Source organism: Streptosporangium roseum DSM 43021 (assembly GCF_000024865.1).
In the GTDB taxonomy this organism is placed as follows: domain Bacteria; phylum Actinomycetota; class Actinomycetes; order Streptosporangiales; family Streptosporangiaceae; genus Streptosporangium; species Streptosporangium roseum.
This window is the reverse complement of record NC_013595.1, coordinates 3,306,620-3,322,058: the sequence shown is the minus strand read 5'-3', so window position 1 is coordinate 3,322,058 and position 15,439 is coordinate 3,306,620. Positions and strand designations below refer to the sequence as shown.

At 71.2% G+C, this 15,439-nt stretch carries 14 protein-coding genes and 1 pseudogene; 13 read left to right on the top strand and 2 right to left on the bottom strand.

All coding sequences use genetic code 11. The features are described 5' to 3' along the window. Positions 1-71 precede the first annotated feature (71 nt). From SROS_RS14770 to SROS_RS14755, 4 genes are all read left to right on the top strand, one after another. A complete protein-coding gene (locus SROS_RS14770) occupies positions 72-437 on the top strand; it encodes an RNHCP domain-containing protein (protein WP_043652036.1) in 366 nt (121 codons plus the stop codon). 156 nt (positions 438-593) lie between these two features. Further along, complete coding sequence (gene dhaK / locus SROS_RS14765; protein WP_012889745.1) at positions 594-1,586, top strand: dihydroxyacetone kinase subunit DhaK; 993 nt, start codon at positions 594-596, stop codon at positions 1,584-1,586. A gap of 1 nt (position 1,587) precedes the next feature. Continuing rightward, a complete protein-coding gene (gene dhaL, locus SROS_RS14760) occupies positions 1,588-2,229 on the top strand; it encodes a dihydroxyacetone kinase subunit DhaL (RefSeq protein WP_012889744.1) in 642 nt (213 codons plus the stop codon). A 58-nt stretch (positions 2,230-2,287) separates the two neighbouring features. Next, a complete protein-coding gene (locus tag SROS_RS14755; protein ID WP_012889743.1) occupies positions 2,288-2,659 on the top strand; it encodes a PTS-dependent dihydroxyacetone kinase phosphotransferase subunit DhaM in 372 nt (123 codons plus the stop codon). Between the two features lie 284 nt (positions 2,660-2,943). Here the strand turns inward: SROS_RS14755 and SROS_RS14750 are convergent. Then, positions 2,944-4,206 (bottom strand): annotated as a pseudogene (locus SROS_RS14750) (RNA-guided endonuclease InsQ/TnpB family protein). Positions 4,207-4,328: 122 nt separating this feature from the next. On the opposite strand from SROS_RS14750, the gene SROS_RS14745 reads away from it, so the two are divergent. The 3 genes from SROS_RS14745 to SROS_RS14735 all read left to right on the top strand — a co-directional run bounded on the left by SROS_RS14745 (position 4,329) and on the right by SROS_RS14735 (position 6,046). Continuing rightward, positions 4,329-5,069 carry a DUF2975 domain-containing protein gene (locus SROS_RS14745; protein WP_012889740.1) on the top strand — a complete coding sequence of 247 codons (741 nt, stop codon included), beginning with the start codon at positions 4,329-4,331 and terminating at the stop codon, positions 5,067-5,069. 174 nt (positions 5,070-5,243) lie between these two features. Continuing rightward, positions 5,244-5,624, top strand: a complete 381-nt coding sequence (locus tag SROS_RS14740) for a helix-turn-helix transcriptional regulator (RefSeq protein ID WP_218919974.1) — start codon at positions 5,244-5,246, stop codon at positions 5,622-5,624. A gap of 5 nt (positions 5,625-5,629) precedes the next feature. Then, positions 5,630-6,046 carry a VOC family protein gene (locus SROS_RS14735; protein ID WP_012889738.1) on the top strand — a complete coding sequence of 139 codons (417 nt, stop codon included), beginning with the start codon at positions 5,630-5,632 and terminating at the stop codon, positions 6,044-6,046. 293 nt (positions 6,047-6,339) lie between these two features. Here SROS_RS14735 and SROS_RS14730 read toward each other — a convergent pair whose 3' ends face one another. Beyond that, positions 6,340-6,594: a Smr/MutS family protein gene (locus tag SROS_RS14730; protein ID WP_012889737.1), complete on the bottom strand. Its 255-nt coding sequence runs from the start codon at positions 6,592-6,594 to the stop codon at positions 6,340-6,342. A 127-nt stretch (positions 6,595-6,721) separates the two neighbouring features. Here SROS_RS14730 and SROS_RS14725 point away from each other — a divergent pair, with 127 nt between their 5' ends. The 6 genes from SROS_RS14725 (at position 6,722) to SROS_RS14700 (ending at position 15,328) form a co-directional block, all read left to right on the top strand. Further along, positions 6,722-8,278 (top strand): ABC transporter substrate-binding protein, encoded by a 1,557-nt coding sequence (locus SROS_RS14725; RefSeq protein ID WP_012889736.1) that lies wholly within the window; start codon positions 6,722-6,724, stop codon positions 8,276-8,278. After that, positions 8,275-9,297 carry an ABC transporter permease gene (locus SROS_RS14720; RefSeq protein WP_012889735.1) on the top strand — a complete coding sequence of 341 codons (1,023 nt, stop codon included), beginning with the start codon at positions 8,275-8,277 and terminating at the stop codon, positions 9,295-9,297. Before SROS_RS14725 ends, SROS_RS14720 begins: the two co-directional genes overlap by 4 nt. Positions 9,298-9,333: 36 nt before the next feature. Beyond that, a complete protein-coding gene (locus tag SROS_RS14715; protein ID WP_012889734.1) occupies positions 9,334-10,203 on the top strand; it encodes an ABC transporter permease in 870 nt (289 codons plus the stop codon). 2 nt (positions 10,204-10,205) lie between these two features. Continuing rightward, entirely contained in the window at positions 10,206-11,141 is a 936-nt protein-coding gene (locus SROS_RS14710) for an ABC transporter ATP-binding protein (protein WP_043655643.1), read from the top strand. Continuing rightward, positions 11,134-11,781: an ABC transporter ATP-binding protein gene (locus SROS_RS14705; RefSeq protein WP_012889732.1), complete on the top strand. Its 648-nt coding sequence runs from the start codon at positions 11,134-11,136 to the stop codon at positions 11,779-11,781. The genes SROS_RS14710 and SROS_RS14705 overlap by 8 nt, the downstream gene beginning before the upstream one ends. Before the next feature lie 205 nt (positions 11,782-11,986). Then, on the top strand, positions 11,987-15,328 hold the full coding sequence (locus tag SROS_RS14700; protein WP_218919839.1) for a S8 family serine peptidase: 3,342 nt from the start codon (positions 11,987-11,989) through the stop codon (positions 15,326-15,328). Positions 15,329-15,439 lie beyond the last annotated feature (111 nt).

Genomic DNA, 15,439 nt, shown 5'->3' with positions numbered 1-15,439 from the left:
CGCGCGCACACGACGTGGCGTGACGGAGGCACCGGTGACCTGTGCCCATCATCATCCCTGAGGAAGTCTCCTTGCCCCGCCACCCATCCCGCGACCGCGCTCGCGTCCGTTCCTTCCGCTGCGTCCACTGCGGCCTCGACGTCCCCGCCGACGCGCCGGGCACGGCGCACCGCAACCACTGCCCGACCTGCCTGTGGAGCAGGCACCTGGACGACACCCCGGGCGACAGGGCGGCGGACTGCGGATCGTCGATGACCCCGATAGCCGTCCACGTCCGCCACAACGGCGAGTGGGCCCTCGTCCACCACTGCACGGGCTGCGGAGCCCTCGACGCCAACCGCATCGCGGGCGACGACAACCCGCTCGCCCTCATGCGGATCGCGGTGGCACCGCTGGCCCGGCCGCCGTTCCCGCTCGACTGGTTCGCCCGCCTCTGAGCCGGGCCGGCGACCGGCCGGCCCGGCCGGTCGCCGGCCCCGCGCACGGTGAGCGCGCCGCCGCCGTCGAGATCCTCGACGGCGGCGGCGCGCTCCGGGGAAGAGATCGCCCTGATCGCGCTTGCCTCCATCGCCGAGGGGGAAGGGCTCTGAGATGTGAAGAAGCTCATCAACGACGTCGACTCGGTCGTCACGGACGCGCTGCGCGGACTCGCGGCGGCGCACCCCGGACTGCGGGTGGACGTGGACAACCAGATCGTGTTGCGCGCCTCGGGGCCGCGTCCGGGCAAGGTGGGCCTGGTCTCCGGCGGGGGTTCCGGGCACGAGCCGCTGCACGCGGGCTTCGTCGGGTACGGCATGCTCGACGCGGCCTGCCCGGGCGAGATCTTCACCTCTCCGGTGCCCGACCAGATGATCGCGGCGAGCGAGGCGGTGAACGGCGGCGCGGGAGTGCTGCACATCGTGAAGAACTACACCGGCGACGTCCTGAACTTCGAGATGGCCGCCGAGCTCTGCGCCGAGGAGGGCGTGGAGGTGGCGAGCGTGCTGGTCGACGACGACGTGGCCGTGCAGGACTCCCTCTACACGGCCGGCCGCCGGGGAACCGGCGCCACGCTCTTCGTGGAGAAGATCGCCGGAGCCATGGCCGAGACCGGCGCGCCGCTGGCGGAGGTCACCCGGGTGGCCGAGGCGGTCAACGCCCGCAGCCGGTCCTTCGGCGTCGCGCTGAGCGCCTGCACCACCCCGGCCGCGGGCAATCCCACCTTCGACCTGAAGGACACCGAGGTCGAGCTGGGCATCGGTATCCACGGCGAGCCCGGCCGGGCCCGCTCGGCCATGCGCGGCGCCCGCGAGCTGGTCCACACCGCGATGGACGCCCTCGACGAGGACATGCCGGTCTCCGGCGACAACCTGGTCATGGTGAACGGCATGGGCGGCACCCCGTTGATCGAGCTCTACATCGCCTTCGCCGAGGTGAGCGGCTACCTGGCGGGCAAGGGCGCGAGGGCGGCGCGGAGCCTGGTCGGCAACTACGTCACCAGCCTCGACATGCAGGGCTTCTCGATCACGGTCTGCAGGCTGGACGACGAGCTCACCCGTCTCTGGGACGCCCCGGTGGAGACCCCCGGCCTGCGCTGGGGCCGCTGACATGGGCGCCGCCGACCTGGACACCGCCTTCTTCACCGCGTGGATCGAGGAGGTCGCCCGGACCGTCGGGGCCGAGAAGGACCGGCTGACCCGGCTGGACGCCGCGATCGGCGACGCCGACCACGGGGCCAACCTCGACCGGGGCTTCAGCGCGATCACCCAGGCTCTGGCCGGCACCGAGCCCGAGACCCCCGGAGCGCTGCTGGTCCTGGTGGGGAGCACGCTGATCCGCAAGGTGGGCGGAGCCGCCGGCCCCCTGTACGGCACGGCGTTCCGGGAGGCGGGCAAGGCCCTGGGCGACGCCTCCGAGGTGTCGGCCGCGGACCTCGCCGCCGCCCTGCAGGCCGCCCTGGCCGGGGTCCAGAGGCTGGGGTCGGCCGCCGAGGGCGACAAGACCATGGTGGACGCGCTCGCTCCGGCGGTCCGGGCGCTGTCGCGGGCCACGCAGGAGGGCAAGGATCCGGAGGAGGCGATCGGCGCGGCCGCGTCGGCGGCCCTCGCCGGATCGGAGGCGACGGTCCCGATGCAGGCCCGCAAGGGACGGGCCAGCTATCTCGGCCCCCGCAGCGTGGGCCACGAGGATCCCGGGGCCGCCTCGACCGCCCTCATCCTCGCCGCTCTGCGCACGGTGGTGACGCGTTGACGCGCCCCCCTGACCGGGCACTCCCCCACACCTCCGCGGCGGCGTGCGGAACCCTCCGATGGTAGGCATCGTCCTCATCTCGCACAGCGGCCCGCTGGCCGCCGAGGTCGCCACCCTGGCCACGCAGATCGGCGGCACGGCCGTCCCGCTGGCCGCGGCCGGAGGCACCGACGACGGCGGTGTCGGCACCAGTCCCGACCTGGTGGAGGCGGCGATCGGGGAGGTGGACCGGGGCGACGGGGTGATACTGATCCCCGACCTGGGCAGCTCGGTGCTGACCGCCCGCCTGATGGAGGGGCCGGGCGTGGTGATCGCCGACGTGCCGTTCGTGGAGGGGGCGATCGCGGCCGTCGTCACGGCGGGCACGGGCGCCTCGCTGGAGGCGGTGCTGGCGGCGGCCGAGGAGTCCAGGAACTTCCGCAAGCTGTGATCCGTCCGCGGTCATGTCCTATCGCGAGGTGACGGCGCGGAAGCTCAGGACGCGTGCGAGTCCGGCGAAGCCCGGAGCCGTCGGCCGTTCTTCGCACGAACGGATCGATGAGTGGATCCATCCGACGCAGACGACCTTCCCGATCATCCAGGACAGGGGATACGGCCAGGACTGATGCGATGGACGGAGGATCTTTCCGTGGAGTGTTGCCGCGTGCCGGGACCGGCGATCGGCCGTACCGACTGAAAGACACCGACACTTGCCCTATCGTCGCACTACAGCCATCAACCAGCTTGACATCCTCCCCCCGGCTGAAGCCGGGGGATTCCACCCCTCACGGGGTGGATTTCCTGCTTCACCGGGCCGCGCCCTCGCCGCTTTCGCGGGTCGGGTCCTACCAGCCCTCCACAGGCGTTTTACCTCTCCGCCAGCCCGGCGGCGAGAATGTTCTTCGCAGCATTCACATCCCGGTCATGGGCGGCGCCACAGGCGCACACCCAGTCACGGACGTTCAGCGGCATGGACCGCTGGATGGCCCCGCACGCCGAGCACAGCCTGGAGGAGGGGAACCAGCGGTCGACGACCACCAGTTCCCGCCCATACCACGCCGCTTTGTACTCCAGCATGGAGCGCAGCTCCCGCCAGCTCGCATCCGAGACGGCGCGGGCCAGCGAGTGATTCCTCACCATGTTGCGCACGGTGAGGTCCTCGATCACGACCGTTTGGTTCTCACGGACGATCGAGGTGGTGAGCTTGTGCAGGTGGTCGCGGCGGCGGTCGGTGATGCGAGCATGCACCCGGGCGACCTTCACCCGTGCTTTGGCCCGGTTGCCGGAGCCCTTCTCCGTGCGGGCCAGGGCGCGCTGCGCACGGGCCAGCCGGTTGCGGTCGGCACGCTCGTGGCGGGGGTTGGCGACCTTTCCCGCCGCGTCGGTGAGGCCGGGAATCGGCCGCGACAAGACGAGCAGGGACGTGATCCCGGCATCGATGCCGACCACGCCCTCAGCCGGGTCCAAAGGGCCGATCGTGTCCTCGCACAGGATGGACACGAACCACCGCCCGGCCGCGTCCTTCGACACCGTCACCGTGGACGGGTCCGCCCCCTCCGGCAACGGACGCGACCACACGATATTCAGCGGGCCGCCCATCTTCGCCAGGGTGATCCGGCCGTCTCGGTAGGTGAACGCCGAACGGGTGTACTCGGCGCTGAGCCGGGACTTCTTACGGGATTTGAACGTCGGGTACTTGGCGCGTTTGGCGAAGAAGTTCGCGAACGCCGCCTGCAGGTGCCTGAGCGCCTGCTGCAACGGCACCGACGACACCTCGTTCAGGAACGCCAGTTCCTCGGTGCGCTTCCATTGCGTCAGCGCCGCCGACGACTGCACGTAGGAGACCTTGCGGCCTTCGAGGGTGTAGGCGCGGCTGCGCTCTTCGAGGGCCTTGTTGTAAACGAGGCGGGCGCAGCCGAACGTCCGGGCAAGCTCGGAAGCCTGCTCCGGGGTCGGGTAGAAGCGGAACTTGAACGCCCGCTTCACGATCCGCGCCATGCCTCACACGATATTGCGAGACCGGTTAACCACGCTCGCGCATTCGAGAAATACCGTGCGACACCGTGCCGCGTTTCCTCCCCAGGACTAAAGCCCGGGGTCTCCACGCTCAAGGAGTTTCGATGAAGCGGATGATGATGACTGATCACAAGAGGTTGACCAACCCGTTCTCGTTCTTCGCGGCAATGATCGTGTACGGAGTGGCCGTTCTGGCCGTGGTCACCTTGGGCATCGGAATCTTCAAGCTGCCGGGCGGCGAGATCGCGCCGATCACGTTCTACGGTTTCGGGGACGCCGGCGTCTGCGTGTCCGGTGTGGACGCGGGCTTGCCGGCAGGCGACAGGGAGATCGACGCGATCGGAGCGCTGACATCCGGCGTCACACCGTACGTCACCGAGATCAAGGTGTGTTCCGATCGGCCGACGATCCCCCAACGCGTACTTGTCACGCTGGCCACCCTCCCCGTGCATGTGGTCTACGCCGGGCTCCTCGTGGGTCTCTGGCGGATTACGTACCGCGCCCGCCGGACGGGGGTCTTCGATCCAATGGTGGGACGCCGCCTCGGCCGCCTCGGAAAAGCCGTCGCCTGGAGCGCCATTCCGGCCGTTCTCATCGGAGAGGTCGCGCGCCTCCAGTTCATCGAGATTGTGAAAAGCGACATATTCCCCTTCGGGGACGACTCGTTGGGGACTCGGGCTCTGTCCATCTTGTTCTTCGGGAAGTTTCCCTTCGGCACACTCCTGACCGGTCTGGCGTTGATCACCCTTGGACGGATCTTCCTCTACGGCTCTCGCCTTGAGGAGGTCGTGGGCTCATCCTCCGCGTCATCGGACGGGAACGAGGCCTCCACGCCGACGACGTAGGAGACATCAGTAGGCGCTACGGCGCAGCGGTTCCCGCGCCCCTGCCGATACTCCAGCCGTAGACCGCGCAGCCGGGCCTCCACCATCCTGCGGCACCGGCGGCGCCCGGCGCCGTGGGATGGTGGTCACGTGACGTTGGAGGACCTCGTCCGGCTGCGCCGGGCCCGCGACCTGATGGACCGCGACTACTCGGAGCCGCTCGACGTTCCGGCGCTGGCGCGGGTCGCCCTCATGTCGCCGGGCCATTTCTCCCGCAGCTTCCGCGCCGCCTTCGGGGAGACGCCGTACAGCTACCTGATGACGCGCCGGATCGAGCGGGCCAAGGCGCTGCTGCGGCGGGGTGACCTGACGGTGACGGAGGTCTGCTTCGCGGTCGGCTGTACATCGCTGGGATCGTTCAGCTCGCGGTTCACCGAGCTGGTCGGCGAGAGCCCGAGCTCATACCGGGCCCGCAGCCATGACGACGGCGCCGCCATCCCGGCCTGCGTCGCCAAGATCTACACGCGACCGGTCAGGAATGGAGAAGCGAGACCTGATTCCCCGCCCCTAGTGTGAAACGCATGGACATCAAGCTTTCACAGACCTTCATCGCCGTCGACGACCACGACAAGGCGCTCGCGTTCTACCGGGACGTTCTCGGCCTGGAGGTGCGCAACGACGTCGGGTTCGAGGGGATGCGCTGGGTGACCGTCGGCGCGCCGTCGCAGCCCGACGTGGACATCGTTCTCGAACCGCCCATCGGGGACCCGAACGCCTCGCCCGCCGACAAGAAGGCCGCGGCGGAGCTGCTGGCGAAGGGCCTGCTGCGTGGTGTCATCTTCGCGACCGACGACTGCGACGCCACCTTCGAGCGCATCCACGCCGCGGGTGGCGAGGTGCTGCAGGAGCCGGTCGACCAGCCGTACGGCGTGCGCGACTGCGCCTTCCGCGACCCCTCCGGCAACATGGTGCGCTTCAGCCAGCCTCGCAAGCAGTGAGCTCTGCTCCCGCGGACCGGGCGCTCCCCTGCCGGTGAACTGAAGCACCCAGGCAGACGGTGACCCGGGTGTTCCCGACGCGGCGGCGCCGGTGTACCGGCGCCGTACGCCCGCGCTGCCACGACGAGACATCTCAACATCGCCTGATCCCTGCCGGCCCGTCTTCGGTTCCCCGACGCCGCCGATCGTGCCAGGAAGGCGATGGACGCCTTCCTCCCGGACGGGCCGTGTGCCCCCGGCGTGCCCCAGACATGGCCAGGAGGGTTGTCTGCGCTGATCAGCGCATCGCGCCTCTACTTGTAGCGGAAGTACACGAACAGCCGGCCGTGGTTCTTGGCGTCCTTGTCGATGCGGTGGTAGAGGGCCTTGATCTCCTTCTGCTCAAGGAAGCGCAGGACCTTCTTCTTGAGCTGGCCCGAGCCCTTGCCCGGGATGATCTCGACCTCGGTGGCCTTCTTCCTGATGGCCTCGTCGATGATGCCCCGCAGCGCCTTGTCGATCTCACCGCCCCGGTTGAAGATCGGGTGCAGATCCAGCTTGAGCTTCAACCGGGCCTCCCACAGGTCGCGTCCGACCAGTTTACGCGTACCGGCTCGTCGCGTTTCATTCTCAGTTGCAAGGCTTTCGCAATAAGGTTAGTGTCCGGGAGGTTCTGTCGATCCCCCGGAGGACTCCATGAGGCTGGCCCGGCGCCTGGCCGCCCTGTCCGTGACGTTCGGCCTGCTCGCGGCCGCCTGCGCCAACCCCGGCAGCGGTCCCGCCGCCCCCGGGGACGCCTTCGTCGTCGGCCTCGGCTCCGAGTTCGACAGCCTCAGCCCGGTGATGGGCTACGCGCCCGACGGCGGATCGCTGATGTACGAGGGGCTGATGAGCCGCGGGCCCGATCTGTCGATGAGACCGGCGCTCGCCTCCGCCGCGCCGGTCACCTCCGCCGACGGCAGGACGGTCACCTTCGCCCTCCGCGACGGCGTGCGGTTCCACGACGGCAGGCCGGTCACCGCCGCCGACGTGGAGTACACCTACGAGGCGCTGCTGGAGGAGGCCAACAACTCCCCGATCCGGGGCGACTACGCCGCGATCAAGGAGGTGGCCGCGCCGGACGCCAGGACCGTGGTGTTCACCCTCCACCATCCCTACGCGCCGCTGGTCCAGCGCGCCACGCTCGGCATCGTCCCCAAGGACGCCCCGCTGACGGGCGACAGGCCGATCGGCGCCGGGCCGTACAGGTTCGTCTCCCGGACGCCCGGCGACAAGATCGTGCTGGAGGGCAACCGGGACTACTGGGGCGGCGCCCCGGCCATCACCCGGCTGGTGCTGGCCTTCGCCGAGGACGACAACGTCCGGGCGACGCGGATGTCGGCCGGGGAGTTCGACGCCACGATCCTGCCGCCCAAGGCCGCGGCGCAGTTCGGCGGCCGGCAGGACGTCACGGTCCACCAGGTGCCCAGCGCCGACTACCGCGGCATCATGTTCCCGCTGGACCAGCCGGTCACCGGGGACAGGACGGTCCGCAAGGCGTTCAGCCTGGCCATCGACCGCAAGGCGATGGTGGACACCATCCTCGCCGGAGCGGGCATCCCCGCCTTCGGCCCCGTCTCCCCCGACACGGCCTGGCACGCCCCGGAGGTGACCGGCGCCGCGTCCGGGGATCCCGAGGCCGCCGGGCGGCTGCTGGATGAAGCCGGCTGGAAGCCCGGCGAGGACGGCGTACGGGTCAAGGACGGCAGGCGGGCCGCGTTCTCGCTGATGTATCCGGCGGGCGACTCGCTCCGCAAGGACCTCGCGCTGACGGTGGCCTCCGACGCCAGGAAGATCGGCGTGGACGTCCAGCTCGCCGGACTCGACTGGGACGCGATCGAGCCGCGCATGGCCAAGGACGCCCTGATCATGGGCTGGGGCAGCCCGTACGACCCGGACTACGTCAACTACGAGCTGTTCCACTCCGCCTACGCGGGCAAGGGCTTCTTCAACCCCGGCCGGTACCGCGACCCGGAGGTGGACCGGCTCCTGCGGACCGGCCGCGAGTCCGGTGACGACGCCACCCGCAAGCGCGCCTACCGCGACTTCCAGAAGATCGTGCACGACGACGAGGTCTGGACCTACCTCGTCTTCCTCAAGCACGTCTACGTGATCCGCGGCCGCTACCAGGGGATACAGCCCAGCGTGGACGCCCACGAGCACGCCGTCGGCGGCCTGTTCCGCGACATCCACACCTGGAAGCCCGCGGCATGAGACAGCCGGCCACCGATCGGCGTCCCTCCCGGGGCCTGGGAACGGCTCTCCTGCGGATGGTGGGCTGGCGGCTGGCGTTCGCCGCGCCCCTGCTGCTGGCGGTGACGGTCGGCATGTTCGCCCTGGCCCAGGCGTCCCCGTTCGACCCGGTCCGCCAGTACCTGGGAGACCGCGCCATGGTCACCGACCCCGCGGTGGTCGAGCGGATCCGCGCCAACTGGGGCATCGACCGGCCGATCCTGGAGCAGTACGCCACCTGGCTCGGCAACCTGGTCCGGGGCGACCTGGGCGACTCCCGCTCGCTGCACCTGCCGGTGCTCCAGGTGATCGCCGAACGGCTGCCGTGGACCCTGCTCGCCACCTCCGCGGCGATCGTGCTGATGCTGGCCGCGAGCCTGGTCGCCGGGACCGTCGCGGCCTGGCGGCGGGACTCGTGGCTGGACCGCCTGATCACCGGCGGGGCGTTCGCCAACGAGGCCGCCCCGGTGTTCTGGTTCGGGCTGCTGGCCATCTGGGTGTTCGCGGTGGAGCTGCGCTGGCTGCCCGCCGGCGGCCTGACCGACGCCGCGTCGGCGACCGTGGAGGCCGGTGACGTGGTCACGCACATGATCCTGCCGGTGACGGTCCTGGCGATCTCCCAGTCGTCGTGGCTCGTCCTGTACGTCCGCGAGTCGGTCATCGGCGCCCTGCGCGAGGACTTCGTGGTCGGCGCCCGCGCCCGGGGGCTGCGCGAGCGGACCGTGGTGGTCCGGCACGCGCTCCGCTCCGCGCTGCTGCCCTTCCTCACCCTCCTGGGCGCGCGGATCCCCGAGCTGGTCACCGGTGCGATCCTGGTGGAGACCGTCTTCTCCTGGCCGGGTGTCGCCTCCGCCTCCGTGCAGGCCGCGCTCGCCGTGGACTTCCCGCTGCTCGCCGCGCTCACCCTGCTCGGCACCCTCGCCGTGGTCGGCGGCAACCTGCTGGCCGACGTCGCCTACACGATCGCCGATCCTCGCGTCCGCACCCTGGGGGTGGGCTGACATGACCGCCGTCGCACTCGCCGGAGGTGTCGCCGGATGACGGCGCCCACGGACTCCACCGGGCGCCCCGCCCCGGCGCTCTCCCGCTCCCGGCGTCCGGTACGGCTCGCCGTCGCCGCGCTGGTGCTCCTCGGGCTCGCCGTGCTCCTGGTGCCGCCACTCGTCCAGCTCGACCAGCAGCTCGTCGACCTGCGCGCGGCCGGCCTGCCGCCGTCCCCGCGTCACCCGCTCGGCACCGACCAGGTCGGCCGGGACGTGTTGCTCCGCTCGATCTACGGCCTGCGCGTGTCGTTCCTGGTCGGCCTGGTCGCCGCGCTGGTCAGCATGGTCATCGGCGGGCTCGTGGGCCTGACCGCCGGCAGCCTCGGCGGCACGCCCGACCGCCTGCTCATGCGGGTCGTCGACGGCTTCAACTCGGTGCCGCACCTGCTGTTCGGCATCTTCATCGTGGCGCTGTTCGCGCCGAGCCCCGCGGCGGTGGTCGTCTCGGTGGGCGTCACGCACTGGACGACGGCGGCCCGGATCGTCCGCTCGGAGGTGCTGTCGCTGCGGTCCCGGCCGTTCGTGGAGGCCGCGATCTCCGGGGGCGCGAGCCGGTCGCGGGTGGTCCGCCGCCACCTGCTGCCCCACCTGTTCCCGCACCTGCTGCTGGCCACGGTGCTGATGGTGCCGCACGCGATCTGGCACGAGACCGCGCTGAGCTTCCTCGGCCTCGGCCTCCCCGCCCACCTGGCCTCGCTCGGCAACATGATCAACGACGGCCGGCACTCCCTGCTGACCGGCGACTGGTGGTCCAGCCTGGTCCCCGGCGTGTTCATCCTGGTCCCCACTCTGGCCGTGGCCGTGCTGGCCCAGCACTGGCGCGACCGGCTCAGCCCCCGCCACCGATCGGAGCTGTCGCTGTGAACATGCTCGGGGTCCACGGTCTGACGGTCTCCTTCCGGATACCCGGCGCGACCGTGCGGGCCGTCTCCGACGCCGATTTCGAGGTACGGCCGGGCCGGTGCCTGGCGCTGGTGGGCGAGTCCGGCTGCGGCAAGTCCGTGCTGGCCCACGCGCTGCTGGGGCTGCTGCCCGGCAACGCCGAGGTCTCCGGCCAGGCCTGGCTGGAGCAGGACGGCGACCCGCTGGAGCTGCTCGGCGCCTCGCAGGCCGTGCTGGCGCGGAAGGTGCGGGGCCGCTCGATCGGGCTGATCCCGCAGAGCCCGGCCACGCACCTGACCCCGGTGCGGACCGCGCGGGCGCAGCTGGAGGAGGCGCTGCGGGAGCTGGGCACGCCGGCAGGGCGGGTGAGGGCCGGGGCGGACACGCTCGCCGAGCGGCACGGCCTGCGCCCCGCCGACCTCGACCGGTATCCGCACGAGCTGTCCGGCGGCATGGCCCAGCGGGTGGCCAACGCGATGGCGCTGGCCGGCGACCCGTGGCTGCTGCTGGCCGACGAGCCGACCGGCGGGCTGGACCGGCCGCTGGTCGACAGGGCCATGGCCTCGCTCCGCGAGCTGTGCGACGAGGGCCGGGCGGTCCTGCTCATCACGCACGACCTGCGGGCGGCCGAAAAGGTCGCCGACGACATCGCGGTGATGTACGCCGGCCGCCTGGTCGAGCTCGGCCCCGCCGCCGGGATCCTGGAGCGGCCCCGCCACCCCTACGCCGCCGGCCTGGTCGACGCCCAGCCCGACCGGGCGTTCGTCCCGATCCCCGGCATGCCTCCCGAGCTGACCCGGCTCCCCGCCGGCTGCGCCTTCGCCCCGCGCTGCCCCTCCGCGAGCGCCGCCTGCCAGACGTCGCCGGCGATGTCGGACGGCGTGGCCTGCCATCACGTCCTGGAGGGCGAGCGTGCTTGAGGCCAGGGAGATCACCGTCCGGTACGGCAGGCAGGTCGCGCTGGACCGCGTCTCGTTCGTCGTCGAACCGGGCGGGGTGACGGGCCTGGGCGGGCCCAGCGGCTGCGGCAAGTCCACTCTGGCCCGGGTGCTGTCGCTGATGCTCAGGCCCGCCGCCGGATCGGTGACGGTGGACGGGCGGCCCGTACGGCGGTGGCGCCAGCGCGCGGCGCGCGAGCTGCGGACCAGGATCGCGCTGATCTACCAGCAGCCCAGGCTCGCCGTGGACCCCCGGCTCACCGTAGCCGAGATCATCGCCGAACCCCTGGCCGCCGCGGGACGGCCCGGCGGGGACCGGACGGGCGAGCTGGCCGCCGAGGTCGGGCTGACCCGGGACCTGCTGACCCGGCGGCCGCACGAGGTCTCCGACGGCCAGCTCCAGCGGGCCTGCGTGGCCAGGGCCCTGTCCCTGGAGCCCGGCTACCTGATCTGCGACGAGATGACCACCATGCTGGACGCCTCGACCCAGGCGCACCTGGTCGCCGTCGTGAATGCCTATCGGGACAGGACGGGCGCCGGCGTGCTGGCCATCACTCACGACGATGCCCTAATGGGCCGCTGGGCTGACCGAGTAATTAAATTTGACCAATTAATCCGTTGATTGTGGCAATTCCACGATCTAGGCAAATAAATGATCTCTAGTTAGGCTCCCTGCATGATCGGCCGCCTTTACGGGTGGCCGTTCTCTCGTCACCCAACGGGGAGGGTCGAGTCCTCCTCAGCCATGCCCTGATCCAGGCATGCCCGGGTGACCCGGCACCTCCTTCCGGCGTGACGTGGTCATGCGTCCCTACAGGGAGGTCTCGTTGCCCAGGAAGTCCCATTTATCACGGACCAGGCGCGTGGCGATGCTCGCCGTCGCCGCCGGACTCGTCGCGGCGATGGCGCCGCCGGCGAGTGCTGATCCGACTCCCACCCCGGGTGCCAAGAAGTGGACGGCGACCCCGCTGACCGGCGGTGAACCGGTCCAGGGCGCCAAGTCCGCGACCGGCAAGCTCGCCCAGAGCGACCAGGCGCTGCTGAAGTCCACCTCGGGCGCCACGGTCAGCGTGATGGTCAAACTCGACTACGACTCCTACGCCGCCTACCAGGGTGGGCTTGAAGGACTTCCCGCCACCAGCCCCGCCAAGACCGGCAAGGCTCTCGATGTCAAAAGCGCCGATGCCCGGAAATACGAAAAGCACATCGAGGAAGTCGAGAACACCTTCCTCGCCGGGCTGGCCAAGAGCGTCCCCGGCGCCAAGGCCGGGCAGAAGCTGCGCACCGTCTACGGCGGCATCGCGCTGCGGATCCCCGCCAACAAGGCGGCCGAGGTGCTGAAGCTGCCCGGCGTGGCGGCCGTCCAGGAGGACCGGCCCGAGCAGCTGCTGACCGACTCCAGCGCCTCCTTCATCGGGGCTCCGGCGATCTACAGCAAGCTGGGCGGCAGCGCCTCCTCCGGCAAGGGCGTCGTCGTCGGCATCCTGGACTCCGGCGCCTGGCCGGAGCACCCCCAGTTCGCCGACCCCGGCACGCTGCCCGCCGCACCCCCGACCAAGGACGGCACCCCGCGGGTCTGCGATTTCGGCGACAACCCGCTGACCCCGGCGGCCGACCCGTTCTCCTGCAACAAGAAGCTGATCGGCGGCGCGCCGTTCCTCGACACCTACAACGCGGTGTTCCCCGGCGAGGTCTACCCCGACAGCGCCCGTGACTCCAACGGCCACGGCACCCACACCGCGACCACCTCGGCCGGCGGCCCGGTGGCCGACGCCAACCCGCTCGGCATCAGCCGCGGCCCGATCCACGGCATCGCCCCGGCGGCGCACGTGTCGATCTACAAGGTCTGCGGCGTGGAGGGCTGCTTCCCCTCCGACTCCGCGCAGGCGGTGGGCCGGGCGATCCTCGACGGCGTCCGCGTGATCAACTTCTCGATCTCCGGCGGCACCTCCCCCTACAGCGACCCGGTGGAGCTGGCCTTCCTCGACGCCTACGCGGCGGGCGTGCTCGTGTCGGCCTCGGCGGGCAACGCCGGGCCGGGCGCGGCGACCGCCAACCACCTCAGCCCGTGGGTGACCACCGTGGCGGCCTCCACGCAGACCAGGACGTTCCAGTCCACGATCACGCTGGCCGGCTCCGGCGGCGCGACGGCCACGGTCAAGGGCGCCTCCATCACCGCCGGGGTGAACTCGCCGCTGCCGGTGGTGCTCGCCTCGGCTCCGCCGTACTCCAACGCGCTGTGCACCTCCCCCGCCCCCGCGGGCCTGTTCACCGGCAAGATCGTCGCCTGTGAGCGCGGCCCCAACCGGGTGCTCAAGAGCCACAGCGTGCTCCAGGGCGGCGCGGCCGGAATGATCCTGTACAACACCACGCCGCTCGACGTGATGACCGACAACCACTGGATCCCGACGGTCCACATCGACAAGCCGGAGAGCGACGCGCTGCTGGCCTTCCTGTCCGCCAACCCGGGCGCGACCGGCAGCTTCACCCAGGGCGCCAAGGCCACCTGGCAGGGCGACGCGATCACCACGTTCTCCTCCCGCGGGCCGGGCGGGGACTTCCTCAAGCCGGACGTCACCGCGCCCGGCCTGCACATCCTGGCCGGGACCACGCCGGCGCTGGAGGGTCCGGCGGGCGGGCCGCAGGGCAACCTGTACCAGGTCATCGCGGGCACCTCGATGTCGTCGCCGCACGTCGCCGGCGCCTCGGCCCTGGTGTTCGCGCTGCACCCCGACTGGACCCCGGGCCAGGTCAAGTCCGCGCTGGAGACCACGGCCAAGACCTCGGTCACCAAGCAGGACCGCGTCACCCCCGCCGACCCGTTCGACTTCGGCGGCGGCCGCATCGACCTGACCAAGGCCGGCGATCCGGGCCTGACGCTGAACGAGACCGCGGAGAACTTCGCCGCCTCCGCCAACGACGAGCTCAACCGCATCGACCTCAACCTGCCCTCGGTGAACGCCCCGACCATGCCGGGCCTCATCACCGCCAAGCGGACGTTCACCAACGTCACCGACAAGACGCTCACCTACACCACCTCGGGCACGAGCGTGAGCGGGGCGAACATCACGGTGCTGCCGCCCCGCTTCAGCGTCAAGCCGGGCAAGACCGCCAAGATCACGGTGGTGGTCACCGCACCGGACCTGCCCGAGGGGCAGTACTTCGGCCAGGTCAACCTCAAGCAGTCGGGCGGCAGCCGCGACCTGCACCTGCCGGTGGCGTTCTTCCGCAAGGAGGGCGCCGTCCCGGTCGAGCAGACCTGCGTGCCGGACACCATCGCCCGCAACACCGGCGAGTCCACCTGCACGGTGAGCGTGCAGAACACCACCCTTGAGGACGCCGAGGTGACGGCGGTCAGCACGCTGGACAGCAAGCTGCGGCTGAACTCCGTGACCGGCGCCACCAAGGTCGGCACCCAGATCGCGACGGCGAAGACCACCCTGACGGCCAGGCAGCCGGACAGCCCGAGCATCGCCCCCGGCACCGGGCCCGCGCCCTACCTGCCGCTCGACGCCTTCGGCATCACGCCGACGCCGATCGGCGACGAGCAGGCGCTGAACTTCACCGTCCCGCCGTTCACCTACGCGGGCAAGACCTACAACCGGATCGGCGTCGTCGCCAACGGCTACACCGTCGCGGGAGGCACCGCGGGCTCGACCGACATCTCGGCCACCCCGCAGTCGCTGCCCAACCCGGCCACCCCGAACAACGTGCTCGCCCCCTACTGGACCGACCTGGACGGCACCGGCGCGCCGGGCGTCTACGTCGGAACGCTGACCGACGGCGTGAGTGACTGGCTCGTCGTCGAATGGCGCCTCAACGTCTACGGCACCACGGACGCCAAGGTGTTCCAGCAGTGGATCGGGCTGAACGGGACCGAGGACATCACCTACACCTACGACCCGGACAACCTGCCCGGCGACGCCCCGGCGTCCTACGGCCTGACCGTCGGCGCCGAGAACGACGAGGGTACGGCCGGCGGCCAGATCACCGGCCCGCCGACCCAGGACCTGCGGGTGACCAGCACGCCCGGCGCCCCCGGCGGCACCCTGACCTACACGATGAAGGTCAAGGGAGTCAGCGCGGGCAGCGGGTCGGTGACGACGGGCACGTCGACACCGCAGGTGAAGGGCATCACGATCGAAGTCGACAAGATAACCGTGCAGTAGCGACCCGTGGGGCCCGGCGCCGGTGCGCGCCGGGCCCCATCCGGCTTCCGCCCGGCTTCCTCCCGGGCGGGACCCGGGCTCTCCGCGGAGCGGGACCGGACCCGCGGCCCC